The organism is Acinetobacter legionensis (assembly GCF_048551735.1).
Classification (GTDB): Bacteria; Pseudomonadota; Gammaproteobacteria; order Pseudomonadales; family Moraxellaceae; genus Acinetobacter.
Genome location: NZ_JBIMBV010000002.1, coordinates 60727 through 84687 on the forward strand (window position 1 = coordinate 60727; position 23961 = coordinate 84687).

The 23961-nt window shown below is 38.6% G+C and carries 24 protein-coding genes; 13 read left to right on the forward strand and 11 right to left on the reverse strand.

Annotated features, from left to right (window positions below):
* Positions 1-38: 38 nt before the first annotated feature.
* The 5 genes from asd to truA all read left to right on the forward strand — a co-directional run bounded on the left by asd (position 39) and on the right by truA (position 5994).
* Complete coding sequence (gene asd / locus ACG9ZL_RS02275; protein WP_056516877.1) at positions 39-1157, forward strand: aspartate-semialdehyde dehydrogenase; 1119 nt, start codon at positions 39-41, stop codon at positions 1155-1157.
* Between the two features lie 162 nt (positions 1158-1319).
* Positions 1320-2825, forward strand: coding sequence for a FimV/HubP-related protein (locus ACG9ZL_RS02280; RefSeq protein ID WP_419358922.1), 1506 nt, complete (start codon positions 1320-1322; stop codon positions 2823-2825).
* A gap of 47 nt (positions 2826-2872) precedes the next feature.
* Entirely contained in the window at positions 2873-4165 is a 1293-nt protein-coding gene (fimV, locus tag ACG9ZL_RS02285) for a T4P machinery localization factor FimV (protein ID WP_419358923.1), read from the forward strand.
* Positions 4166-4213: 48 nt separating this feature from the next.
* Entirely contained in the window at positions 4214-5188 is a 975-nt protein-coding gene (locus ACG9ZL_RS02290) for an asparaginase domain-containing protein (RefSeq protein ID WP_419358925.1), read from the forward strand.
* 8 nt (positions 5189-5196) lie between these two features.
* Positions 5197-5994, forward strand: coding sequence for a tRNA pseudouridine(38-40) synthase TruA (gene truA / locus ACG9ZL_RS02295; RefSeq protein WP_105713977.1), 798 nt, complete (start codon positions 5197-5199; stop codon positions 5992-5994).
* 88 nt (positions 5995-6082) lie between these two features.
* Here the strand turns inward: truA and ACG9ZL_RS02300 are convergent, their stop codons facing one another.
* The gene (locus ACG9ZL_RS02300) at positions 6083-7093 is read right to left on the reverse strand and encodes an AraC family transcriptional regulator (RefSeq protein ID WP_004718084.1); all 1011 of its coding nucleotides are present in this window, start codon (positions 7091-7093) and stop codon (positions 6083-6085) included.
* 228 nt (positions 7094-7321) lie between these two features.
* On the opposite strand from ACG9ZL_RS02300, the gene infA reads away from it, so the two are divergent.
* Both infA and ACG9ZL_RS02310 read left to right on the forward strand, forming a co-directional pair.
* Entirely contained in the window at positions 7322-7543 is a 222-nt protein-coding gene (gene infA / locus ACG9ZL_RS02305) for a translation initiation factor IF-1 (RefSeq protein ID WP_004718087.1), read from the forward strand.
* Between the two features lie 360 nt (positions 7544-7903).
* Positions 7904-8305 (forward strand): hypothetical protein, encoded by a 402-nt coding sequence (locus tag ACG9ZL_RS02310; protein WP_419327050.1) that lies wholly within the window; start codon positions 7904-7906, stop codon positions 8303-8305.
* A gap of 144 nt (positions 8306-8449) precedes the next feature.
* Here ACG9ZL_RS02310 and leuB read toward each other — a convergent pair whose 3' ends face one another.
* The 5 genes from leuB to ACG9ZL_RS02335 all read right to left on the reverse strand — a co-directional run bounded on the left by leuB (position 8450) and on the right by ACG9ZL_RS02335 (position 13264).
* Entirely contained in the window at positions 8450-9529 is a 1080-nt protein-coding gene (gene leuB, locus ACG9ZL_RS02315) for a 3-isopropylmalate dehydrogenase (protein WP_419358927.1), read from the reverse strand.
* A gap of 42 nt (positions 9530-9571) precedes the next feature.
* On the reverse strand, positions 9572-10141 hold the full coding sequence (locus ACG9ZL_RS02320) for a hypothetical protein (RefSeq protein WP_336952200.1): 570 nt from the start codon (positions 10139-10141) through the stop codon (positions 9572-9574).
* A 105-nt stretch (positions 10142-10246) separates the two neighbouring features.
* Positions 10247-10897 carry a 3-isopropylmalate dehydratase small subunit gene (gene leuD, locus ACG9ZL_RS02325; RefSeq protein WP_419358929.1) on the reverse strand — a complete coding sequence of 217 codons (651 nt, stop codon included), beginning with the start codon at positions 10895-10897 and terminating at the stop codon, positions 10247-10249.
* Between the two features lie 21 nt (positions 10898-10918).
* On the reverse strand, positions 10919-12367 hold the full coding sequence (gene leuC, locus ACG9ZL_RS02330; RefSeq protein WP_419359055.1) for a 3-isopropylmalate dehydratase large subunit: 1449 nt from the start codon (positions 12365-12367) through the stop codon (positions 10919-10921).
* 258 nt (positions 12368-12625) lie between these two features.
* Positions 12626-13264, reverse strand: coding sequence for a hypothetical protein (locus tag ACG9ZL_RS02335; RefSeq protein WP_419358930.1), 639 nt, complete (start codon positions 13262-13264; stop codon positions 12626-12628).
* A gap of 148 nt (positions 13265-13412) precedes the next feature.
* Between ACG9ZL_RS02335 and ACG9ZL_RS02340 the strand changes: the two genes are divergently transcribed.
* Entirely contained in the window at positions 13413-13661 is a 249-nt protein-coding gene (locus ACG9ZL_RS02340; RefSeq protein WP_171066891.1) for a DUF2061 domain-containing protein, read from the forward strand.
* Positions 13662-13689: 28 nt separating this feature from the next.
* On the opposite strand, the gene ACG9ZL_RS02345 is transcribed toward ACG9ZL_RS02340, so the two are convergent.
* The gene (locus ACG9ZL_RS02345; protein ID WP_419358932.1) at positions 13690-14310 is read right to left on the reverse strand and encodes a UCP032817 domain-containing protein; all 621 of its coding nucleotides are present in this window, start codon (positions 14308-14310) and stop codon (positions 13690-13692) included.
* 433 nt (positions 14311-14743) lie between these two features.
* On the opposite strand from ACG9ZL_RS02345, the gene ACG9ZL_RS02350 reads away from it, so the two are divergent.
* Complete coding sequence (locus ACG9ZL_RS02350; RefSeq protein ID WP_419358933.1) at positions 14744-15601, forward strand: LysR family transcriptional regulator; 858 nt, start codon at positions 14744-14746, stop codon at positions 15599-15601.
* A gap of 109 nt (positions 15602-15710) precedes the next feature.
* Here ACG9ZL_RS02350 and ACG9ZL_RS02355 read toward each other — a convergent pair whose 3' ends face one another.
* Both ACG9ZL_RS02355 and ACG9ZL_RS02360 read right to left on the reverse strand, forming a co-directional pair.
* On the reverse strand, positions 15711-15953 hold the full coding sequence (locus tag ACG9ZL_RS02355) for a DUF2789 domain-containing protein (RefSeq protein WP_336952204.1): 243 nt from the start codon (positions 15951-15953) through the stop codon (positions 15711-15713).
* Between the two features lie 177 nt (positions 15954-16130).
* On the reverse strand, positions 16131-16781 hold the full coding sequence (locus ACG9ZL_RS02360) for an HAD family hydrolase (RefSeq protein ID WP_419327047.1): 651 nt from the start codon (positions 16779-16781) through the stop codon (positions 16131-16133).
* Positions 16782-16965: 184 nt separating this feature from the next.
* Between ACG9ZL_RS02360 and ACG9ZL_RS02365 the strand changes: the two genes are divergently transcribed.
* The gene (locus ACG9ZL_RS02365) at positions 16966-17469 is read left to right on the forward strand and encodes an RNA pyrophosphohydrolase (RefSeq protein ID WP_336952205.1); all 504 of its coding nucleotides are present in this window, start codon (positions 16966-16968) and stop codon (positions 17467-17469) included.
* A gap of 77 nt (positions 17470-17546) precedes the next feature.
* The gene (gene ptsP / locus ACG9ZL_RS02370; RefSeq protein WP_336952206.1) at positions 17547-19841 is read left to right on the forward strand and encodes a phosphoenolpyruvate--protein phosphotransferase; all 2295 of its coding nucleotides are present in this window, start codon (positions 17547-17549) and stop codon (positions 19839-19841) included.
* A gap of 31 nt (positions 19842-19872) precedes the next feature.
* Here ptsP and ACG9ZL_RS02375 read toward each other — a convergent pair whose 3' ends face one another.
* On the reverse strand, positions 19873-20061 hold the full coding sequence (locus tag ACG9ZL_RS02375; protein ID WP_004718115.1) for a DUF7230 family protein: 189 nt from the start codon (positions 20059-20061) through the stop codon (positions 19873-19875).
* 327 nt (positions 20062-20388) lie between these two features.
* Here ACG9ZL_RS02375 and ACG9ZL_RS02380 point away from each other — a divergent pair, with 327 nt between their 5' ends.
* Both ACG9ZL_RS02380 and ACG9ZL_RS02385 read left to right on the forward strand, forming a co-directional pair.
* Positions 20389-21414 carry an OmpA family protein gene (locus tag ACG9ZL_RS02380; protein WP_336952208.1) on the forward strand — a complete coding sequence of 342 codons (1026 nt, stop codon included), beginning with the start codon at positions 20389-20391 and terminating at the stop codon, positions 21412-21414.
* Between the two features lie 430 nt (positions 21415-21844).
* Positions 21845-22039, forward strand: a complete 195-nt coding sequence (locus ACG9ZL_RS02385) for a hypothetical protein (protein ID WP_004718119.1) — start codon at positions 21845-21847, stop codon at positions 22037-22039.
* Positions 22040-22252: 213 nt separating this feature from the next.
* On the opposite strand, the gene ACG9ZL_RS02390 is transcribed toward ACG9ZL_RS02385, so the two are convergent.
* Positions 22253-23911 (reverse strand): acyl-CoA dehydrogenase family protein, encoded by a 1659-nt coding sequence (locus ACG9ZL_RS02390; protein ID WP_419358935.1) that lies wholly within the window; start codon positions 23909-23911, stop codon positions 22253-22255.
* Between the last annotated feature and the right edge of the window lie 50 nt (positions 23912-23961).

A 23961-nucleotide genomic window follows, 5' to 3' on the forward strand; every position in this document is an offset into this window, starting at 1 on the left:
ACCCCCTTTTATTTTTTAACGCACCGAGGCAAAGTGGCATGAAAGTAGGTCTGGTCGGTTGGCGCGGGATGGTTGGTTCTGTCCTTATGCAACGTATGGTTGAAGAGAATGATTTTGCTCATTTTGAGCCATTCTATTTCTCTACCAGTAACGCAGGTGGTGAATCTCCTGCTTTTGGTGGTAAAACTGCTCCAGCACTTATGGAAGCGACGGACATTACCAGTCTGAAGCAAATGGATGTCATTATTACCTGTCAAGGTGGCGACTATACATCAGAAGTCTTTCCTCAGCTAAAGGCTGAAGGTTGGAAAGGCTATTGGATTGATGCAGCTTCTACATTACGTATGGATGATGAAGCAATTATTGTACTCGATCCAGTCAACTTAAATGTTATCAAAGACGGTTTGGTCAATGGTATTAAAACATTTGTTGGCGGTAACTGTACGGTTTCGTTAATGTTGATGGGCATGGGTTCACTCTTCCAACACAATTTGGTGGAATGGATGACGGCGATGACTTATCAAGCCGCTTCGGGTGCTGGCGCGCAAAACATGCGTGAGCTGATCACTGGTATGGGGTATTTATATAACAATACTCAAGACTTGTTAGATGATCCACGTTCTGCGATTTTAGATATCGACAGCAGAATTGCCGAATTACAACGTGGCGAAGCTTTCCCGAAAGCAAACTTCGGTGTGCCTTTAGCGGGTTCTTTGATCCCTTATATTGATAAGCAACTTGAAAGTGGTCAATCTAAAGAAGAGTGGAAAGGTCAAGTTGAAACCAACAAGATCTTAGGTAATGCTCAGATTGTTCCAATTGATGGTCACTGTGTACGTATTGGTGCAATGCGTTGTCACTCTCAAGCCTTAACATTGAAATTGAAAAAAGATGTTCCGCTTGATGAAATTGAGGACATGATTCGTCAGTCTAACCAATGGGCAAAAGTGGTTCCAAATACACGCGATGCGTCAATGACGGATCTTACCCCAGTAGCTGTGACTGGTACTCTATCTGTGCCAGTAGGTCGTTTACGTAAATTAAATATGGGTAAAGAGTATTTAGGCGCATTCACTGTTGGTGACCAATTACTTTGGGGTGCCGCTGAGCCTTTACGTCGTATGTTACGTATCTTAATCGACTATAAAAATGCTTAAAGTCACAAAAAACTTATAAACAATGAAAAAGCCGATCTATCTTGATCGGCTTTTTTATGTAACTATGTTTATGTAACTCTAATGTTAATATTTTACATATAGACTACAGCTAAATATTGTATTATGGGGATGCCTTGAACTTTGTCAGAACAATGGATAGAGATGACTGTATATAACAAATTAAAAATTGCCATTTTAGCCATCATGACGTCGCAAGCGGTGAGTGCGATTACAATAGACCCGATCCAAGTTCAATCAGGGTCTGGTGATCTGCTTTATGCTGAAATGAAGTTTAGTAATGCAAATTCAAATGAAAAAATAGAAGTCGGATTAGCCGATGCAGATGATATTCAAAATATTGGTATTTCAACGCAAGCACCTGGACATTTAAATTTTTATACTCGTCGTTCTGGAGATGGCACTGGGGTGATTGTGATTACCTCATCTCGCCCGATTGTTGAATCTGAATTAAATATATTATTAAAAGTCAAAGAAGGGAGTGCGACCCATATTCAGCAAGTCAAAGCCCCATTGACCCGTGGGCGTAGCAACATTCCTGCTCCAATGAGCAATGCTTTAGTCAAAGAAAAGCCTCTGACACCTCAAATCATCGTCAGCGAAAAGGATATTGCATTAAATTTACCAACCAGTACGCAATACCACGTGACAACACCAGAAGTCTTAACTCCACCAGCTATAGCAACCAAAGCAACGATGACAACGGATTCAGCTGGTACTTTGGCGATTAATGTGATTGCACCACCAGCACTCAAAACAGAACAAAAACCAACCACAGTTGCAACAAACACACCGCCTGCGGCTACAACCAATACTCCAAACCTTCGTCAAAGCAATCATCAAAGCAGTGCTCAGAATATGCCACAAACAACGGCGGTAACTGTACAGCAAGCGCCTCAACCTCCAGCCGAAAAAGCACCAGTGCCATCTGCAAAAGCTCAGACCCCACCCGCCAAATTAGACGAGCAAAAAGCAGAATCACAAAAGCCAAAAGATTCCAAAGCTGAGACCAAGCAAGCAAAACCGAATGAATCTCACGTAGAGAAATCGAAAGCAGAGTCACAAAAAGCGCTCAAACAAGAAAAGGCCAATAAAGCATTAGATAAACAACCTAAGCATATTGTTCAGGCCAATGAGTCACTGTGGAAAATTGCATCGCGGATTGCAGCAGAAACCAATCAAAGCGTTCCAGAAGTCATGCGACAAATTAAAGCAAATAATGCCAATGCCTTTATTCAAGGTGATGTAAACCGTATTCGTCGTGGTGCTGCGCTCAATCTTGCAGCAAGCTATCGTCAAATACCACAAAGCAAAAATAAAGTTGCAACGGCTGGACCTGAAATTGCCAAAAAGCAATCGGGTTCTGCCAAATATCGCTTAGATCAAGCAGAAATGAGTTTAGTCGCAGATAATGAACAACCCGCTGTTCAGAGTCAAGGAAAGCAAAATACACAGTTGAATCAGACCACTACTGAATTATCTACAAAAGTTATGACATCTCGTGAAAAAACGGTTAAATTACAGAAGAATGTGAACCAACTTGCAGCAGGTTTACAACAAAAGAATCAGCGAATTCAATTATTAAATGCTCAGCTTGCCCAATTGCAACAGCAATTAAAACAGCAGAATGCAAAGAAACCAAATAGTTAGGATATTCAAAAATATTGATTCATTGTGCTCAATGAAGGGGAAATAAAATGTTGTTGTATGTGATTCCATTTGTTCTACTTTTGGTCGTGGCCATCGTTTTAAAAAAACGAGAAGATGCCAATAAAGAAAATACCAGCACCAATAACAAAAAAAGTAATCATAAAAAGACATCGAAAAAAAATGTAGCGCGTACCGCACGTACCTCACAGAAACAACATACGACTGTTGTTGAAAATGAAGTTGTTGTTAAACAAGCAACAAAACCATTAAGCCCCGAATTAAAAAAGAATATTGAAAGACTAATTGAAGAGAAAAACTATTTCTCTGCTGAAGCAAAGATCAATCAAGTTTTAAACCAAGACAATGCTCAACATGAACTTTATCTTTATCTTTTAGATGTACATCTTGCACAAAAAGATGAATTTGCAGTGAACCAATTGATTAATCATATTCGTTCATTGGGCTTAGACGAAATCGTCATTCAAGCAGAAGAACGACAAAAAGCCAATCAAGCGGATCATCCGATTGAATCCATAGCTTTTGAGCCTTCAAGCCCTGTAGTACCTGAAATCAAAAATACAGCTGCCTTTGATGCCTTGATTGGAAATACAGAAACGATTTCACAACCAACAGTATCTGAAACTCAAAATCTTACCCATGTCGATGCGCTAGAATTTAACCACTCAACTGTCACTGAACAGAAAATTGATACAACTCAAGAACCCGTTGAGCCTTTAGAATTTAATTTAGATCCGGCTTCTCAAAAAGAAACAACACCAACAACTGAGTTTTCTTTCGAAACAGCACCACCTGCCCCAGAAGTCAAAACTGAAGCTGTCAAACCATTAGAATTCACGTTTACAGCAAATGAACCTACAGCAGTTCCAGTTGAAAAAGCGGCAGAAGTTGAAATCGCACCAGAATTCAAACTTGATTTTGCTGAATCGATTACGCCAGTAGCTACTGAAGAAAGCACACCAGTACGTGATTTTGAATTTAAACTCACGCCTACTGAACCAGAGACACAGCCCACTTTTAATTTTGATCTAGATCCGAAACCTGAAACAGTTGAGCAAGTGCATAGCACAGCAACACTTAGCCTTGAAACGCCTAGTGAAGCTGAAACCAGTCTGGCCATAGATGCAAACGACCCATTACTCAATTCATTCCCTGAGCTGGCTCAAGTGAATGAAGTTCAATTAAATTTAGACCTTGCTCAACAATATCTAAATTTGGGTGCATATGCTTCCGTTCGTGAGCTACTCTCACAAAATGAAGCAGCGTATACCGCTGAACAACGCCAACAATCACAAAATTTACTCAATCAAATAGCTTCTTAAATCTATTCGTCTTAAGATAAAGCAGTCATGAATGGCTGCTTTTTTATTATGAACAAAAAAATTGCTTTAATTTACATGGGTGGAACTTTTGGCTGTATTGGGGAGCCTTTAGCACCGATGCCTGATGCTGAGTTTATTCCACAACTCAAAAAGGTCTTAGCACCTCAGTTTAAAATTGAATGCTTCAAGGCACCCAGTATCAAAGACAGTAGTGCATGTACAGCCATTGACTGGCTTATGCTGATTCAACAAATACAAAGCCTACAACTCCAAAATTTCCAACACTTTGTCATTATTCATGGCACAGATACGCTCAGTTATGCTGCGGCGACCTTATCACGCTTTTTAGCTGAGTCCTGTCATGTCGTCCTTACTGGAAGCCAATATCCACTGCTCAATATTCAAGGGGACAATACTCGAGAATTCACCGATGCGCTGGATAATTTAAATACTGCACTGGATGCCGTCACTCGACTTCCTGTAGGCGTGTATTTGGCTTTCTACCATCAAGTGATTCATGCCAGAACCACATTAAAAGCCCATAGCACTGCTTTAGATGCGTTTAAAGGACTCAAAGCAGAACAACAAATAGCGGTAGATCATTCCATCCTTCAGGTACAACTTTCACATCTCGAAAAAGCCAAATCGCTGAATATCGTCAATTGGATGATGGTGCCGACTGAAATATTACAGTTTGAACGTAATCTGGAAATTTTCTCCAAACATGCTCCGCATTTTCTGATCATTCAAGCTTATGGGGTAGGTAATTTAGCCGTAAATGCGAGCATTATCCAAAAAATTAAAAGCTTGCAGGAAAATGGCTGTCAAGTCATTTTATCCACTCAAGTCCCTCTAGGCGGCATGGATCAGCGCTATGCGATTAGCCATTGGATCAAAGATTCAAAAATTTTAGTCAGTGATGCACTGAGCCAAGCAGATCTTTATGCCAAAATTGTTAAAATTTATTTACAATACCCCTCTTCGGAACAATGGCATGACCATTGGTATGATCATCCTGAATAGAGGTATTTATGCAACGTTTTGCAATTGGTATTGAGTTTTGTGGCATGCGATATAAAGGTTGGCAAACTCAACAGCCTGGCGTACGTAGTATTCAGGAAACCATGGAAAAGGTGCTCAGTAAAATTGCCGACGAGCCTATTATTTTACATGGTGCGGGTCGTACTGATGCGGGTGTCCATGCGACCAATATGGTGGCCCACTTCGACACCAATGCGATTCGGCCTATACGTGGTTGGTTAATGGGTTCAAATAGTCAATTGCCCAAAGACATTTCAATCCAATGGATTAAAGAAATGGATAACGATTTCCATGCACGCTTTAAGGCAAAGGCTCGTCGTTATCGTTATGTGGTCTATCAATCGGCAAACCGCCCTGCCTTATTACATAAACAAGTAACACATGCCTATTATCCACTCGATGTGGATAAAATGATTGAAGCGGCGCAAAAATTTCAAGGCACGCATAATTTTGAAAGCTTCCGCGCTGCTGCATGTCAGTCCAATCAGCCTGTACGTCATGTCAAACATTGTCGCTTAATTCGTCATGGCAACTATCTAGTATTGGATATTCAAGCAGATGGCTTCCTACACCATATGGTACGTAACATCATGGGTTGCTTACTTGAAATCGGTCAAGGTCTATATGAAGTGGATCATATTGATGAAATTTTTGCGGCACAAGATCGTAAAGCGGCAGGAATCACCGCACCACCAGATGGGCTTTATTTTATTCATGCAGATTACCCTGAACAATTTGAATTGCCTAAAATGCCTTTAGGGCCACATTGGTTAAATATGCCTGAATAATTTTTTGGGGCTGCATATAAAAAATCCTTCTCAATAGAAGGATTTTTTATATTAAAACTGTTCAGTTCGTTTCCCACAAGCATACGATTTAACGCTGCTTACGCTTTCTATATTCCACAGGCGTTTCATTGGTCCAGCGTTTAAATGCACGGTAAAAAGTACTTGGCTCAGAGAATCCAGTCAAATAAACAATACGCTCAACACTTTCAGTGGTATTGGCCAACAGTTTCTTGGCTAAGCGACAACGATAATCAGAAAGAATTTGCTGAAAACTGGTATTGGCTTCCGAAAGCTGTGTACGTAAACGACGTGGGGTAATGCTGAGTTGTGCAGCAACAGTTTCAAGGGTTGTTTCACCACTTTCCAAGGTTGAACCTATCGCACGGCGTACTTCACCCACCAAATCATAACGTGCAAGCTCTTGCAGTTTTTCAATTGCAAGTTGTTCATGCAATTGCAATAACTCAGGCTCCGCTTGCCACAATGGATATTCTAAAATGGAAGGATCAAAATAAAGACGTGTCTCTTTTTGTCCTAAACTGACAGGACAACCATAAACACGATAATACTCACCATCAGAAGCGCCATTGGCAAAATTAAAATCGATGTAAATCGGTTCAAATCGTCCTTCAGTGATAAATTTAAAGAAGCGTAAAATCCCTGAAATAGCACATTCTGAAAAATGACGATTGACGATGTTCTCACCCCAAGGCTGTTCACCATTGGTTAAATAACAACGCCCGTCATCATCAATGATCAATTTGGCATGAAATGCATCGCTAATTAAACGTTGATAAGCCAAAGCTCGCTTTAAACCTTCGCCAAAGTTTTCACTTGAAATAAACAGGTGTTCGATCACTTGCCCACGATACAGTGGCAAGTGCTCTCCGAGGTGTAAACCAATATCTGGATCATTACTGACTTCCTCCGCAGCGACCCAAAATGCAAATTGTGCATTCAATGGTGTTCGAGCATTTTGGTCGACCTGACCCAATGCTACCCCAGCCTTTGATAATATTTCTTCTGTCGGCAATCCTGCACGACGGATCGCTTGATAGCCTAATCGTAAAACAACCGAAGCATCAGTTAGCTGACTCACGCAGTGCCCTTCCTTGTATGTTATTCATTTATACTTAAAACATTTAATTTAGATTACAGTCGATTGACCAAACTGACAATATTTATCCGCTTTTTTTTGTAGAAATTGTTTAACAATATGTTCGCTTATTTTCAAGTCATCTACCGCCTTGTAATGCCGAATATTCTTGTCTTTCTGTAAAAAATTGCCTATAATTTGCGCCTTTCCAATTTGATCATCAGGTAGGCTATGGCCAATAAAGAGGAACTTATCGAGTTCGAAGGCGTTGTCACCGAAACGCTTCCTAATACTATGTTCCGTGTGCGTTTAGAAAACGGTCACGAAGTGATTGCTCACATTTCTGGTAAAATGCGTAAACACTATATTCGTATTTTAACAGGCGATAATGTAAAAGTTGAAATGACACCATATGACTTAACTAAAGGTCGTATTACATATCGTGCACGCTAAGTTTTAGTGTAAGCAAAAGCCACTTTTAGGTGGCTTTTTCATTATCCACAAAATTTACCCTCCTGCTTACGCTTTTTAGTCGTCTAGCAATTATATATCTGACACATTAAAATCTGTTTCATATACCTATTTATCACTTGTAATCCATTTACTTCAAAGTTGATAGCACTAATTTGTTCTAAATTTTTAATACAACTGATCTTTTCACAGCTTCATCAGTTCTGTCTGTTTGACTCTATTTGGTAAAATTTATACGACTTGGTTTGCCCTGCAACCGATCTACATACATATGCGTGTATATTTATTATACTGAATAGAGATCATTTCTAAATTAAGTTAACTATGGATCAGGTGAAGCTTATGAAAATATATGTATGCATGTTTTTGTTCGCCTCTATTGCACTTGTTGGATGTAACAGCTTAAACACTCGACCTGCAAATTTAGATGAATATTTACAACAATTCATTGGTAAAAGCAGTGCTGAGATTCAAAGCAATTTAAACTTTAAGGCGATGGGTTATCAGGTAAGCGATAAAATCCAAACCACTAATAACGCGTTAAGCTATACCATCCTTAGACCAATCAATATCCCCATGGCAGGAGGCAATGCGACTGTAGGGTCAAATGGGATGGGTATGCCAGTGATTCGTTATGATACTATGGGCACGCCAAGCTATGACATTAATTTCAATTGTAAAGTTACTTTTAAATTAAAAGATGGTGTTGCTGAATCTGTTGAGTATTTAGGTCGAGCCTGTTAGCTATTTTAAAGCGAATCTAATACCTATCGGTATAATGGTGAGAATATGGTTAGACTTTTATCAAAACTTATCAGAAGCTAAAATTTAAAATAAAAAACACAGCTTAAGCTGTGTTTTTTATTAGCAAGTATCTAAAACAAGTGCTTAAGCAATCACTGCAACGACAGCCTCACCCATTTCAGCCGTACCCACTTTACGCATACCATCAGACATAATATCACCAGTACGCAAGCCTTGGTCTAAAACTTGCCCTACAGCATCCTCAATGGCTTGTGCAGCCACTTCTTCACGAAAGGTGTAGCGTAGCATCATTGCCACAGAAAGAATGGTTGCAAGTGGATTGGCAACGTTTTGGCCTGCAATGTCAGGAGCAGAGCCATGACAAGGCTCATACATACCTTTGCCATTCTCATCTAAAGAGGCAGATGGAAGCATACCAATAGAGCCAGTTAGCATTGCTGCTTCATCGGAAAGAATGTCACCGAACAAGTTCCCAGTCACGATCACATCGAATTGTTTTGGCGCACGGACCAATTGCATTGCTGCATTGTCAACATACATATGTGAAAGTTGAATATTTGGATATTGCTGTTCTTTGAGTGCAGTCACTGTCTGCTTCCAAAGCTCAGTTACTTCAAGTACATTGGCTTTATCCACTGAACAGACTTTACCGCCACGTAAATTTGCCATTTCAAAAGCAACTTTTGCGATACGTTTAATTTCAGACTCTGAATAAACATCAGTGTTATAACCTTGCTTCTCACCATTTTCGAGTTCACGAATACCACGTGGTTGACCAAAGTAGATGCCCCCCGTCAGCTCGCGAACAATAAGGATATCTAATCCAGAAACAATTTCAGGTTTAAGACTAGACGCATCCGCCAATTGCGGATAAAGGATTGCAGGGCGTAAGTTAGCAAATAGATTTAATTCACTACGAATTTTCAATAAACCACGTTCTGGACGAATTGAACGTTCAATGTTATCCCATTTTGGACCGCCTACAGCACCTAGTAAAATTGCATCTGCTTTTTTCGCTTGTTCCGCTGTCACTGCTGGGTAAGGTTCGCCATGTGCATCAATTGCTGCCCCCCCTAACAAACCTTGTTCCCATGTTAAACCTAAATTAAATTTATCATTGACACGTGTCAGTACTTTTTCAGCAGCAGCAACGATCTCAGGACCGATACCATCACCTGCCAAAATCAAAATTTGTTTAGACATTTGTAGTTCCATTTATTTTTCAGTATCTATACTGATGTGAGATTAAATCTTCTGTTCAACAAATTCGCTCACGCCAGTCACCGCATTATGTGGACGACAAAAACGGCGAATTGTCCGTTTTTCTTGAATCATATCGACACATAGTGGCGTCGGTGAAGAAACATTCAGCAAACTTCCTGAACCCTGTGACCTTAAGCGATACATCTTAAATGTGTATTTTTGATTTGCTTTAAAATCATGAATAACATGGAAAATTTCAGCATGCTGTTTAGTGATTGGATAGAATCGAATCACCATCTCATATTGCTGAGGTGGAATCGTTAAATAAACACCATTTTGATCTAAAGGCTCACCCGTTAATTTGAGATAACCCTTTTGAATGGCACTACGATTGGCACGTTGTGCACGTTCATCCATGATAATCACATCATTTAAGCGCGCAAATTCACAATGTTCTGCACCTGAACAATAGACAGAAACTGAATTTTGGCTGACATGTTTATTTTCAGCTTGCTTGATACGCATTAAATCAACCATTTGAGTAGATTGACATGCACTAAGCATAAGGCTTATTAAACCTATTAAAACACTGCAACTCAAAAACTTAGTCATTGCTCAACCCCAACCCTCACTTCACTGAGTTAACATTCATTTTGTTATACTCGCATGTTAGCAAGAGTTAGGCATTCACGCTATGTGTAAAATGTTCGCTGAAAATTAACCTTGAATTTCAGCAAATACCCAAGGGCGTGATTGTTTAGTTTTTTCTTCATAAGCACGAATTTCATCCGCAGCCTGTAAAGTCAAACCAATATCATCCAAGCCATTCAATAAACAGTGTTTACGGAATGGATCGACTTCAAATTTAAAAGCTTCACCACTTGGAGTACGAACTTCTTGAGCTTCTAAATCAATGGTTAATTGATAGCCTTCCTGAGCAGTACATTCTTTAAATAATTGATCAACAACATGTTCAGGCAAAATCACTGGCAACATACCATTTTTAAAACTGTTATTGAAAAAGATATCCGCGTAGCTTGGTGCAATCACTGTACGAAAACCATACTCTTCCAATGCCCAAGGCGCATGTTCACGACTTGAACCGCAACCAAAATTGGCACGAGAAATTAATACAGATGCCGCTTGGTAACGTGGCTGATTCAAAATAAAATCAGGATTCTTCGGACGTTTAGAATTGTCTTGCCCCGGATAACCTTCATCTAAATAACGTAATTCATCAAATAAGTTATCCCCAAAACCAGTGCGTTTAATTGATTTTAAAAACTGTTTTGGAATGATTAAGTCGGTATCTACATTGGCACGGTCTAAAGGTGCAACAATACCCTGTTCAACGGTATAAGCTTTCATATCTTTGCTCCTTAAGCCTGATTAGAATGAACGTACATCAACAAAGTGACCTGCAATTGCTGCCGCAGCTGCCATTGCTGGACTCACAAGGTGAGTACGTCCACCATTGCCTTGGCGGCCTTCGAAGTTACGATTTGAAGTTGAAGCACAATGTTCACCTGGTTGTAACTTGTCAGCATTCATCGCCAAACACATTGAACAACCTGGCTCACGCCACTCAAAACCAGCTTCGATCAAGATTTTATCTAAACCTTCCGCTTCTGCTTGTTGTTTCACTAAACCAGAGCCAGGAACAACCATCGCCTGTTTAATACTTGACGCTACTTTTTTACCTTTCGCCACTTCTGCAGCAGCACGAATATCTTCAATACGTGAGTTGGTACAAGAACCAATGAATACTCGGTCTAATTGAATATCAGCCAACGCCTGACCCGCATTTAAGCCCATATATTGATAAGCACGTGTCCAATCATTACGCTGTACATCATCTTTAGCCTGCTCCAACGTTGGAACAGCTTGAGATACAGGAATCACCATCTCAGGAGAAGTCCCCCAAGACACTTGCGGTTCTATTTCTTCACCATTTAAAACGACGATCGTATCAAAGTATGCATCCTCATCAGAATGTAAAGTATTCCAATAAGCAACTGCTGCATCCCACTGCTGGCCTGTCGGTGCATAAGGACGATCTTTAACGTACTCAATCGTTTTATCATCTACTGCAACCATACCCACACGCGCGCCGCCTTCGATTGCCATATTGCAAACTGTCATACGTCCTTCAATCGACATATCACGGAATACCTGACCTCCAAATTCAATTGCATGCCCTGTACCGCCAGCAGTGCCGATTTTACCAATAATTGCTAAAACCACGTCTTTTGGAGTGACGCCTTGACCTAATATTCCGTCAACACGCACCAACATGTTTTTCATTTTCTTCTGTACTAAGCATTGTGTTGCCAATACATGTTCAACTTCCGATGTTCCGATCCCGTGTGCCAAACAACCGAATGCGCCATGTGTCGCTGTATGCGAGTCACCACATACCACCGTCATACCCGGTAAAGTTAAACCTTGTTCTGGCCCAACAACATGTGCAATACCTTGACGCACATCGTTAATATCAAACTGCACCACATTAAAGGTTTTACAGTTATCATCTAAGGTCTGAACTTGGATACGAGAAGTATCATCTTCAATCCCAGCAATCCCTTCTGAACGCTCTTTGCTTGATGTCGGAACATTATGGTCAGGTGTTGCAACGTTAGCACTTAAACGCCAAGGTTTACGCCCAGCAAGTTGTAAGCCTTCGAATGCTTGTGGAGAAGTCACTTCATGCAATAAATGGCGGTCGATATAAAGTAATGCTGAGCCATCATCACGTTGTGTTACAAGATGGTCATCCCACAATTTGTCATACAAAGTTTTTACTGATTCTGTTTTTGCTTTTTGGTTTTCGCCTGCCATGTCGAAATGCTCCACTGGACTGGGTAATTCTTTCATTCACTCAATTATAACCACGTTTTTACATAAATCTAATTTATCATTTTTATTAATTTAAAAACTTTTTGGAATTTATTAACTGAATTTTCATAGCATCTTTTAATAAGCTAATTTGTCTTAAATGATAAGCTGTATTCAAAAATACAAATCACACATCTTCTTTAAGAAGTTGAAAATTAATATTATTTTTCAAAATTCTCATATTAAAATAATATTTAGACCTTAAGAAAACTTATTTAAATCAATAATATACTCTTTCATTTTATAAAAATATTTTGTTTGGCTGACCTGTTGAGCTGATAACTCTTGGAACATTGGCATTTGCCACATTTTTCTTGATAAGTTTCTGTAATAGCTGTCTTTATTCATTTTCAAAGGATTTAAAAAATAGACTATGGCTAAAATGAAACAACTGAAAAGCAACATATCCCATAGCTGAATCTCAATGTCTAACCATAAATTCATTAGAATATTTCCTCCCACAAGCATCAGTACTATTGGAATAAACCATTTCTCCAAAAAATCTTTAAAATCGAATAACTGGGCAAAAGAATGCAGATGAGGATCGATATGCAGAATATTATTGCTTGTTTTCAAAGCCAAAAGCTTACAAAACTGCCTTTTTACATCAAAACAAAAAATTACTTCAATATCTTCATTTTCTTTAAAGACTAGGTCTGTAAAGCAGCCACTGACTTTTAAATCATCTATTTGTGCTTGAAAATACTGAACTTCAAACTCAGGTGTGCCAGACTTATAAGCATTCATATAAATATTCCAGCGCATTATTTTTGTATTAGAAATCTGAATATTGTGAATTTTTCCTGAAATTTGCTCTAAGCGAAAGCTTACCAAAGCCATATAAATTCTCTTTATTCTAGTAACTATAGAATTCTAACCACACTTCACTTTATTTCCATTCACAAATCCAATCAACATTAATCAAAAAAACCTTTTTACATTACAATTGATAATGATTATTATTTAACTATTGAATTAATAAGTGGTGATTCTCATGGCGAGTATCCAAAATTTCCTACAAAGCAATCAACGTGTTTTCAAAAAAACCTTAAGCTATTACATCATGCATATCACAGTAGCAATGCTGGTTGCTTATGCGGTGACTGGTAATTTTTGGATGGCTGTGACATTAAGCTTACTTGAACCAACCGTACAAGCATTTGCATTCTTTTTCCATGAAAAGGCTTGGAATAAACGAGACCAAAAAGCCGCTCAAAGTACTGAAATCAAAATCTAGATTATATGTTTTGCTGGGGCTGGAGGTGTTAATCACCACCGCCTCCTCCACAGCTGCTACAACTACTACAAGAGGAAGATGAATCAGAACTTGTACTATGTGAATGGCTCGAATCACTGGATGAACTTGAACAAGAGCTCGAAGAACATGACGATGTTGCAGAAGCCTGTGGAAAATCTGAAGTTGAACTCATCATTTGGCTATACATTGTCATCATAAACGGTAAGCTAAAAATTAAACCCCGCTCCCATCGAACATGGGCATCAACCTGAAAAATTCGAGGTAAGACCTGCGTGTTTTGTGGATTCAATCCATGTAAAGCACATGCCCCATGCCAAGTATTGAGCAATTGCTGTCTTTGAGCAGCTCGCTGTGATTCTGTTACTTGTAAAGCATGTGGTTTATGAATCAGTTTATAGCCTAAAAAACGTTGAGTCATCGACTGATAAAACTCATCAAATTCTTCAATTAATATATGCCATAACGCGTCCACTGAATGCGAAGGCATTGCATATGCTCCTCTACGCCACAAATGAATTGCCAAACAGTCTTTAAAACCTTCTTCAATCAAGGGATAGTAAGATTGTCGAATATTCGGATGTCTTTGTTTAAAAGCAAGCCAAATATTATTTGGGATTTTAAAACTCACCAAATCTCTCATTTTTCTTAAGCGATTTAACCGAAGCTTCAACCAAATTATGCTGAGAATAGCGACGATAATGATGGGGAAATAGATATTAAAAAAATATACACAAATTAAACCCAAACCAGAAAATATGAGTATCGTGATAAAAAATTGAAGCCAAGTTTTAGAGAAAGTATATCTAGTATAATGTTGAAAATAGTGAATGGCGGTGTTTGATGATTGATTCAAATAGCTTTCCTTTTGTTGTTTTTATCCGCAGACTATAAATGAGCTTTGCTCAAATTGTATAGCAAAAAGTTGTATTAAAATTTTTCCAACGCGTGAATGGAAGCAATCACTTTGTACAAAATAAAAAAAATTGAAAATTACTTTGATTAATTCTTAAAGTTTCTAAATAATGAATTACGCATAAAAATTCTTTATGGATGAAAATATTATGAATCTCGCTGCTTTTGAAGCTTTTGTCAAAGTTATGGAAACTGGTTCTATTTCTATGGCAGCAGAACATCTGTTTATTACTCAGCCAGCTGTCACCAAACGCATACATAGCTTAGAAAAATATTTCGGCGTCAAACTTTTTGAGTCCGCAGGTCGTGGAGTCCAAGCCACACATGCAGCGCATTCATTATTACCTAAAGTAAAAAACTGGTTAAATGAGTTGGGAGATATTCACCATACCTTAAGTCATGAGCAAGGCGAAGTTAGAGGAAAACTCAAGATTGGCACCAGTCACCATATTGGCTTACACCATTTACCACAACATTTAAAAAAATACGTACAGCACTTTCCTGAAGTTAAACTAGATGTACATTTTGTGGACTCTGAGCAAGCACATGAACAAGTGCTCGCTGGGGATTTAGAACTGGCATTTTTAACCCTTCCGCCACAAGGTGATGAGCGTTTGCGTTATATCACGATTTGGAATGACCCTTTAGTTTTCGTGGTTGCACCCTTCCATCCTTTGGCACAAAAAAAGAATCTTAAGCTTGAAGATCTGATTGAATACCCAAGCTTATTGCCAGCAGCACAGACTTATACCAGCCAAATCACATTGGCAGAATTTGAAAAGAAAGGTTTAAAGCCGAAAATCACCATGAGCAATAATCCACTTGAATCTATTCGTATGTTGGTTTCAATTGGTTTAGGCTGGTCTGTTTTACCTAAAACCTTATTAAATCAAGACTTACAACAACTTGATATTCGTTTCGAAATGAACCGCCAATTGGGTATGGTTTGGCATCCTGGGCGTACACAATCTAGAGCTGTACAGGAATTGATTGAGATGATGAAATAATCCCTGCAATAAAAACCCCTTATCTTGTGACTCAAGATAAGGGATTTACATATTACACAGGAATGATCTTACTAATTATTCCCTTATAAAATCTTCATTGCACAATTTTTTACTTTACTGAGTCCTCATGTAGAGACTCGTTTAACTGATCAACCACTAATGCCCATTCACCATCAGATTTAATTTTTTCAGCAAGAAACTGACGTTGTCCCTCACTCCAATAAGATGCTTCTGTAATTAATGTATCTGCATCCAACTGGTGATTTGCAATAAAACTTTGAATCGCCTCTTCGCTAGAATCCAAACCGAGTTGTTCAAATAAATTGGTCATTCTTGGACGTGTCTGGCTCATTATATAATCTCCGTCAGTTTTAAAAGTGCTCAAATCAACATAGCATTTTTATAATGAAAATGAAGTACAAAATCTTCATTTATAAAAATTTTTACAAAACTTAGCATTTTTAACAAAACCATGAACCTATAAAAAAAAGTGATCAACACTACTTTAAATCACAATAATGAATCTATCTCAAATCGACCAATCTTGGATATCCCACCCCTGTTCTTTGGCGAAGTGCTCAAGACGATCATCAGGATTTACTGCAATCGCATGATCAGCATATTCCAATAAAAAACGATCATTAATAGAATCTGAATAAGCCCATGATTCAGTGACAGTACGTCCATCGAGCCATTGATCTAAACGTGCCAATTTACCTTTTTGGTAACATGGGACATTAATCACTTTCCCTGTGTATCTCCCATCTTTTATTTCAGCATTGGTCGCAATAATTTCGCTGATACCAAATTCACGGAAAATAGGTGCTGTAATAAAATCTGAGGTTGCCGTAATACCAACCAACGCATGTCCTAAATCTTTATGTTTTTGAATCGCGGCAAAACCAGCTGGACGCATTTGTGGGCGGATCACTTTTTGCATAAACAACTGATGTAACTCAGTTAAATAAGTATTATCGTGTTGAGTAAGAAACTCAAAGACAAATTCATTATAAGCAATTGGATCAAGCTTGCCTGCTTTATAATCTTCATAAAACTGATCATTCATCACACGATGTCGGACTGGATCGACCAAGCCTTCATTGACTAAGAACTCTCCCCAAGAATGGTCAGAATCTGTATTTAATAAGGTGTGATCTAAGTCAAACAGCGCCAATTCCATGAAAATACTCGTTTAAACTGAAATTTAAGAAAAAAATTGTAAATCTATCACCGCTAGTCGATAGAAATTCGTTAAGATCATAGCAATTTTAAAACATTATTACTTTGACTTTATCGAGTTGGACAAAAGAGTGTATGTCCCCATATATAAAGTCAAATGAAATTAACAAATTTTAGGTAGCCAAATGATCGACTCAGAAGGTTTCCGACCCAACGTCGGGATCATTTTGGCAAACGATATTGGACAAGTTTTATGGGCAAAACGCATTGGACACAATGCTTGGCAATTTCCTCAAGGAGGTATCCAGTTTGGAGAGACTCCTGAGCAAGCTCTATTTAGAGAACTACGAGAAGAAGTTGGGCTCCTACCCGAACATGTCCAAATTATTGCCCAGACAGATGACTGGTTGCATTATCGTTTGCCGCTTCGATACATTCGCTCGGATTCCGATCCGATTTGTATTGGACAAAAGCAAAAATGGTTTTTACTGAAACTCACAGCTTCAACGAAACATATTCAGTTGAATCTCTCTGACCCGCCGGAGTTTGATCAATGGCAATGGGTTAGTTACTGGTATCCGCTTGGACAAGTGGTGAATTTTAAACGAGATGTATATCGTAAAGCGATGATGGAGTTATGTATGCGAATGCCGAAATATACAGCTGAAATTTCTTCAAAATATGAATGATTTTTCAAGGTAGTACTGTTATAAATAATACTGATGAAGTCGCTTTAAAACATAGCTTAAATTAGGAGCATACATCCATGTCGAACATGCAACTGGACACATTAAGACGTATTGTACAAGAGATCAATGCGTCAGTCAGTTTGCATGATTCCTTGGAAATCATGGTCAATCAAGTTTCCGAAGCCATGCATGTTGATGTTTGCTCTATTTACCTTTTAGATGAACGTAACCAGCGTTATGTACTCATGGCAACCAAAGGCTTAAATCAAGAATCTGTAGGGACAGTTTCCTTACAACTTGGCGAGGGTTTGGTTGGTTTAGTGGGACAACGTGAAGAGATTGTCAACTTAGACAATGCGTTTAAACACGAACGGTTTGCCTACTTCCCCGAAACAGGGGAAGAGATCTATAACTCGTTCCTTGGTGTTCCAGTCATGTATCGCCGCAAAGTGATGGGCGTGATGGTGGTTCAGAACACCGAACCTCAAGATTTTAGCGAGGCAGCAGAATCATTTCTGGTGACCTTATGTGCGCAACTCTCTGGGGTAATTGCCCATGCACATGCAGTGGGTAATATTGATGTTTTCCGAAAACCCAGCAATTCATCTAACTACAAGACCTTCCAAGGTTCATCTGGTGCAGGCGGTATTGCACTTGGCCGTGCCATCATCCTTTACCCTCCGGCAGATTTAGCTTCGGTACCAGACCGTGATGCCGATGATATCAGTGAAGAACTTAAGCTTTTAGACCAAGCCATTGCGTCTGTACGCAATGAAATTCAATCGCTTGATGACAAGATGCAAGATTCGCTCATGGCGGAGGAACGTGCTTTATTTAGCGTGTTCTTACGTATGTTGGATGAAAATGCCTTACCTGCTGAAATTAAAGAAATTATTCGAGATGGAAGCTGGGCGCAAGGTGCAGTTAAAAATGTGATTGAACGCCATGTTGCGCTTTTTGCGCAAATGGAAGATGACTATTTACGTGAACGTGTATCTGATTTAAAAGACCTTGGACGCCGAATCCTAGCTGCGTTACAAGAAGGCGATACTAGTCATAAAGAGATCACCTCTGAAAGTATTTTAATTGGGGATGAGATCAGTACGGCTGCTTTGGTTGAGCTCCCTGTAGATAAAATTGCTGCGATTGTGACCTCTGAAGGCGCTGCCAACTCACACATGGTGATTGTCGCGCGCGCGCTTGGTATTCCAACTGTCGTGGGTGTTACTGAACTGCCGGTAAATACGCTTGATGATGTCGAAATGATTGTCGATGCTTATCAAGGTCGGGTTTTTGTCAATCCACCACGTCGTTTACGTACACGTTATAAAGAGATCCAAAAAGAAGAAGAACAAATTGCCAAAGATTTAAAGCAATATGAAACCAAAGATGCCATTACCCCTGATGGTGTTGCAGTAAAGCTGTATGTAAATACCGGTCTCATGATTGATGTGGTACGCGGAGTTCAACGTGGTGCAAAAGGTGTAGGGCTTTATCGTTCTGAAATTCCATTTATGCTGCGTGAACGTTTCCCAGGCGAAGAAGAACAGCGTGCGATCTATCGTCAACAGCTCAGTCACTTTGCCAACAAACCTGTGGTGATGCGTACACTTGATATTGGTGCGGATAAAGACCTACCATATTTCCAAATTGAAGAAGAAAATTCAGCGTTGGGATGGCGTGGCATTCGTTTTACCCTTGATCACCCTGAAATCTTTTCCTCACAAATCCGAGCAATGTTAAAAGCCAGTATCGGCTTAAACAATCTGCATATTTTATTGCCAATGGTTACCAGTGTCAGTGAAGTAGAAGAAGCACTTTACTTACTGGAACGTGACTGGATTGCAGTTCAGGAAGAAGAACAAGTTAAATTTGCCAAACCTAAAATCGGCATTATGGTTGAAGTACCGAGTGTACTTTTACAAATTGGTGAATTTGCTGAATTGGTCGATTTCTTCTCAGTCGGTTCAAATGACTTAATACAATATTTATTGGCAGTTGATCGTAATAATCCACGCGTATCTAGTGTTTATTCACACTTCCATCCTTCTGTACTCCGTGCTTTAACACGGTTGGTTCAAGAATGTCATAAGTATGAAAAACCAATCAGTATTTGTGGAGAAATGGCGGGTGACCCACTCTCAGCCATTTTACTTATGGCAATGGGATTCAATACCTTGTCGATGAGTTCAAGTAATATTTTGCGTGTGCGTAAAGCGATTTGTCATGTATCAATGACAGATGCACAAAAGTTATTAGAAGAAGTAATAGCGATGAATAACCCACTCATGGTCAAGAGCTGGATGGAGTATTACTTTAAGCATCATGGTTTGGCCGATATGGTGAAATCGAATCGTTTGGTCAATATTTAATTATTTATTTTTATTAGATTTTTATAATTATTTAAGCAAAAATTGCAGTCCACAAAAAAGGCCGATAATCATCAGAATATCGACCTTTTTTGTGTTTATCATAACCCCGTTTTGCATTCTTTTTACGATCTACAAACACTTGGCTTTTGTTGACTTCATGCATGTGTTTGGCCACAAAGTTGTGAATCACAACCTCTGGCATTGCTTTTTTCTTTGCCATTTTCTTTACCTATTTTGCTGTATACCACTTGATCAGTGGGAATCTGATATTACGCTTTTTTGTGTAGAATACAAGTATTTGTATTGATCAAGTTTGTGACTATTTTCTATTGCACTCTTTTTAACTATTGCATCAAGGCAAATTTGCAGACTTATCTCAAATTGATTTTAATCATCAAAAGATCATTTTTAATTTAATTAAAATTTTACAAATCAGATTGAAAACTTCATGTAATTCATGAGTATTGTTATCTATAGTATTTAAAGAAATTTGAATATAAATATGCTCAATAAAATATAGGGTGATGAGTTAGAACTGGAGGATCATGTGTTCAATCAAAAGAAATTATCGAGTTTTCTACTATTATTGGTTATTCCTACACTTGGTTTAATCGCATGTAGTAAACCTGAGAAAGCAGAAGTCATAACAACTGAATCAAGTGCGAGTTCTGTACCATCTGAAACTGCGAAAACTGAATCTACAGAGAACACTTTTGATCTCTCCAAGATTCCAATTTCAAATATTACACTTGGTCAGTTTCCATATATTTCTTTGCCAAATGGTTATCAGTTTCACGAAGCAACGACCGTAAATTTTGAGAAAATACCATTTTGGACAGGTCAACATATCGAAAATATTGAAGGTCAATTATATAGTGCAGCCATTCAACAAAATGAAAATTATAAAGAAGGAAGTTTTTTAGAATTGCAACGTAATTTGGAAAATGTAATCCAGCAATTGGGTGGCAAACAAATTACACAGAGTAAAATTCCTCAACAAGAATTAGAAAATATCCCACAAAAATTCCAAGTCGATTATGTTGCAGGATTGGGAGATATTTTTAATAACCCGACACAGACCTTTGTGATACGTCAAGCCAATAAAAATATTTGGTTCCAATTGACACAGGCAGGGAATGGACATGCTGGCCTATTCGTCGCAGAAACTAAACCTGTTGAAATTACAGCTAAAGCATTAAATTCAGGCCAACTCAAAACAGCTTTGGATAAGGACAATAAAGTCAATATTGAGGTTAACTTTGCCACGGATCAAGCGAATATTTTGCCCGACTCTCAACCTCAAATTGAACAAGTCATTCAACTGCTAAAAAACAACCCTGAACTCAAATTGAGTATTAATGGTCATACAGATAATTCAGGTAATACCAAACATAATCAAACGCTTTCAGAACAACGTGCAAATGCTGTTGTTAAAGCTTTAACCAATAATACTGGAATTCAACAAAGCCGTTTAACAGCCAAAGGCTTGGGAGATACACACCCTATTGCGAATAATTCAACTGAAGACGGTAAAGCTTTAAATCGTAGAGTTGAGCTGATTAAATCTAATTAATTCTGTGAAATGCTGAGTTCAATGAACAAAGAAAACTCATTATAAATAAATGGGTTTTCTTTTAAAAATAGCTCACTCACTACATACACGATGTACTCAGTAAAACTCTATCTAGCAATCGTTTTACATCCACAGCTTGCATATCTAACATTTCAGCAACTCATCCATAAAACATACTATAAGGTGTTTTAATAAAAGCATCCGCTTGTAATCTACTGTTGATTCTTCCGCTCATAAACAAATTTTTATTAAAAGATAAAAACTGCGATAACAACAACTTATTTACTGAAATAAAAACTTAATTACAACAAATTTCAATAAAAAACATAAATATTAAATATTTTCAACAATATAAATTTGCCAAAACCCAAAAATGCATATATATTATATATACATTTTTTGGATTATCACCTTTGGGGATAAATACGTCATGGCTGAATTACCCAAAAAGACAAAGGTGAATAAAAAAGATGGGCAACTCTTAATTCGCATTAACAGTGCTGAGCGTGACCAGTTTTTACAACTTTGTGAAACGATGGATACCAGTGCAGCGCGTGAGTTAAGAAAATTTATCCGTAGTTTTATCAAAAAACATCAGCCAACGGATACTCAAACTAAGGAGTAACATGATGTCTAAGCAAGTTAAATCTTTAAAACAGAAAATCAAAGCACGTTTGGAAAAAATCTCCAAACACGAAGGTAAATTGAAAAAGCTCAAAAAAAAGCTTAAAAAACAAAAGTAATTTCGATTACACATCCCAAGCTTGAACTTTGATAAAAGTGGCTTAAAAAAAAGCGGCATTATTTACATAATGCCGCTTTTGCGTTTTCGAAGGGATTAAGCTAAAGCTCTATCTAACAAACGTTTTACATCCACAGCTTGTGCATCTAACATTCCGACCACGCGTCCATAAAACGCACTATAACGTGTTGCAATAAAAGCATCCGCAACAAAATCTGGTGCATATTGTTTCAGCAAAATAGCTTGTGCCAAGATAACCAAACGACTGACTAAGCTACGTGCCATAAATTGCAATTCATCTGCTTGTAAGCCATTAAATAATTTAAATAAAGATTGTAATTCATCTTGTAAAATTGGATCTTGAGATGCAACTTGTGCAAATGATTTAAATAAGACTTCAATTGATTCACGGTCACGTTGAATTGCACGTAATACATCCAAGCACATCACATTACCAGAGCCTTCCCAAATGGTGTTTACAGGGGCTTCTTTAAAAATACGTGCCATGATTCCTGTATCGACATAACCATTGCCACCGAAGACTTCCATCATCTCACCTGTCAACTCCACGGCACGCTTACACACCCAGAACTTTGCTGCTGGTGTCATGATTCGTCTCCATGCCAGAGATAATTCATCATCACTCTCATAGCAATGCGCAAGATGAAAACTCAATTGCATGGCTGCTTCTGTTTCCAAAGCTAAATCCGCCAATACCGCTTGCATCAACGGTTGTTCCGCCAAATGTTTACCAAAGGCTTTACGCTGACGGGTATAGGCAATACATTGCACCAAAGCCTGACGTAACATCGCACTTGAACCGACTGAACAGGTCAAACGTGTATAGTTTGCCATTTCAATAATCGTGGGAATCCCGCGCCCAGCTTCACCGATCATAATGCCCCAAGCATTTTTAAATTCAACTTCTGAGCTTGAATTACTGCGATTACCCACTTTATCTTTGAGTCGTTGTACTTGAACCGGATTTTTTGTCCCATCTTCTAGCCAACGTGGTACAAAAAAGCAGGCCAATCCATCTTGTTCAGTTTTTGCTACGACTAAATGTGCGTCACACATTGGTGCGGAAAAGAACCATTTATGTCCTGTCAGTAGATATGCTTGCCCACGTCCTGACTCAGCTACAGGAACAGCCCGTGTTTCATTGGCGCGCACATCTGACCCGCCCTGCTTTTCCGTCATCCCCATACCTAACCAAATTGATTTTTTCTGAGAAATCGGAATGTCACGTTCATCGTATTCAGTCGATAAGAGCTTTTCACCAACTTTTGCCCACAACTCAGGTTCATTTTGAATTAAGGGAATACTACCTAGCGTCATAGAATTAGGGCATAGATTGCCACACTCGACTTGTCCACTCAGGAAAAATCGAGCCGCCCAATCGACCCATTTTGAACTTGATTGTGGATGATTAAATGGATATGCGTGTGTGTCAAATTGTCGATTTAGCCGCATCCATTTATGCCATGCAGGATGAAACTCTAGAAAATCTTTACGGCGACCACGAGCATCAAAACTATGTAACTCAGGAGTATGTCGATTGGCCAAATCGGCATATTCATAATATTCAGTAGAACCCGCAATCTTTGAAAACTCAGTTAGGCATTGCTGATCCTGACTGCCATAACGTTGCAAAATTTCTTGTAAGACTTGATCTGTAGTCAATAAATTATAGTTTTGCAGTTCGTCAAACTGATTGCTGATTTCATGTGTTTGCCAATTCTCTGCTGTGTTCATCCTGAATTCCTGTCTTGTTGTTTTTACCAATTGCATTCAGTATAGAAGAA

Excerpts from the sequence above, each read along its gene's own strand:
- asd (WP_056516877.1), top strand. The coding sequence starts at position 39 with ATGAAAGTAGGTCTGGTCGGTTGGCGCGGGATGGTTGGTTCTGTCCTT.
- ACG9ZL_RS02280 (WP_419358922.1), top strand. The coding sequence starts at position 1,320 with ATGACTGTATATAACAAATTAAAAATTGCCATTTTAGCCATCATGACG.
- fimV (WP_419358923.1), top strand. The coding sequence starts at position 2,873 with ATGTTGTTGTATGTGATTCCATTTGTTCTACTTTTGGTCGTGGCCATC.
- ACG9ZL_RS02290 (WP_419358925.1), top strand. The coding sequence starts at position 4,214 with ATGAACAAAAAAATTGCTTTAATTTACATGGGTGGAACTTTTGGCTGT.
- truA (WP_105713977.1), top strand. The coding sequence starts at position 5,197 with ATGCAACGTTTTGCAATTGGTATTGAGTTTTGTGGCATGCGATATAAA.
- infA (WP_004718087.1), top strand. The coding sequence starts at position 7,322 with ATGGCCAATAAAGAGGAACTTATCGAGTTCGAAGGCGTTGTCACCGAA.
- ACG9ZL_RS02310 (WP_419327050.1), top strand. The coding sequence starts at position 7,904 with ATGAAAATATATGTATGCATGTTTTTGTTCGCCTCTATTGCACTTGTT.
- leuB (WP_419358927.1), bottom strand. The coding sequence starts at position 9,529 with ATGTCTAAACAAATTTTGATTTTGGCAGGTGATGGTATCGGTCCTGAG.
- ACG9ZL_RS02320 (WP_336952200.1), bottom strand. The coding sequence starts at position 10,141 with ATGACTAAGTTTTTGAGTTGCAGTGTTTTAATAGGTTTAATAAGCCTT.
- leuD (WP_419358929.1), bottom strand. The coding sequence starts at position 10,897 with ATGAAAGCTTATACCGTTGAACAGGGTATTGTTGCACCTTTAGACCGT.
- leuC (WP_419359055.1), bottom strand. The coding sequence starts at position 12,367 with ATGGCAGGCGAAAACCAAAAAGCAAAAACAGAATCAGTAAAAACTTTG.
- ACG9ZL_RS02335 (WP_419358930.1), bottom strand. The coding sequence starts at position 13,264 with ATGGCTTTGGTAAGCTTTCGCTTAGAGCAAATTTCAGGAAAAATTCAC.
- ACG9ZL_RS02350 (WP_419358933.1), top strand. The coding sequence starts at position 14,744 with ATGAATCTCGCTGCTTTTGAAGCTTTTGTCAAAGTTATGGAAACTGGT.
- ACG9ZL_RS02355 (WP_336952204.1), bottom strand. The coding sequence starts at position 15,953 with ATGAGCCAGACACGTCCAAGAATGACCAATTTATTTGAACAACTCGGT.
- ACG9ZL_RS02360 (WP_419327047.1), bottom strand. The coding sequence starts at position 16,781 with ATGGAATTGGCGCTGTTTGACTTAGATCACACCTTATTAAATACAGAT.
- ACG9ZL_RS02365 (WP_336952205.1), top strand. The coding sequence starts at position 16,966 with ATGATCGACTCAGAAGGTTTCCGACCCAACGTCGGGATCATTTTGGCA.
- ptsP (WP_336952206.1), top strand. The coding sequence starts at position 17,547 with ATGTCGAACATGCAACTGGACACATTAAGACGTATTGTACAAGAGATC.
- ACG9ZL_RS02375 (WP_004718115.1), bottom strand. The coding sequence starts at position 20,061 with ATGGCAAAGAAAAAAGCAATGCCAGAGGTTGTGATTCACAACTTTGTG.
- ACG9ZL_RS02385 (WP_004718119.1), top strand. The coding sequence starts at position 21,845 with ATGGCTGAATTACCCAAAAAGACAAAGGTGAATAAAAAAGATGGGCAA.
- ACG9ZL_RS02390 (WP_419358935.1), bottom strand. The coding sequence starts at position 23,911 with ATGAACACAGCAGAGAATTGGCAAACACATGAAATCAGCAATCAGTTT.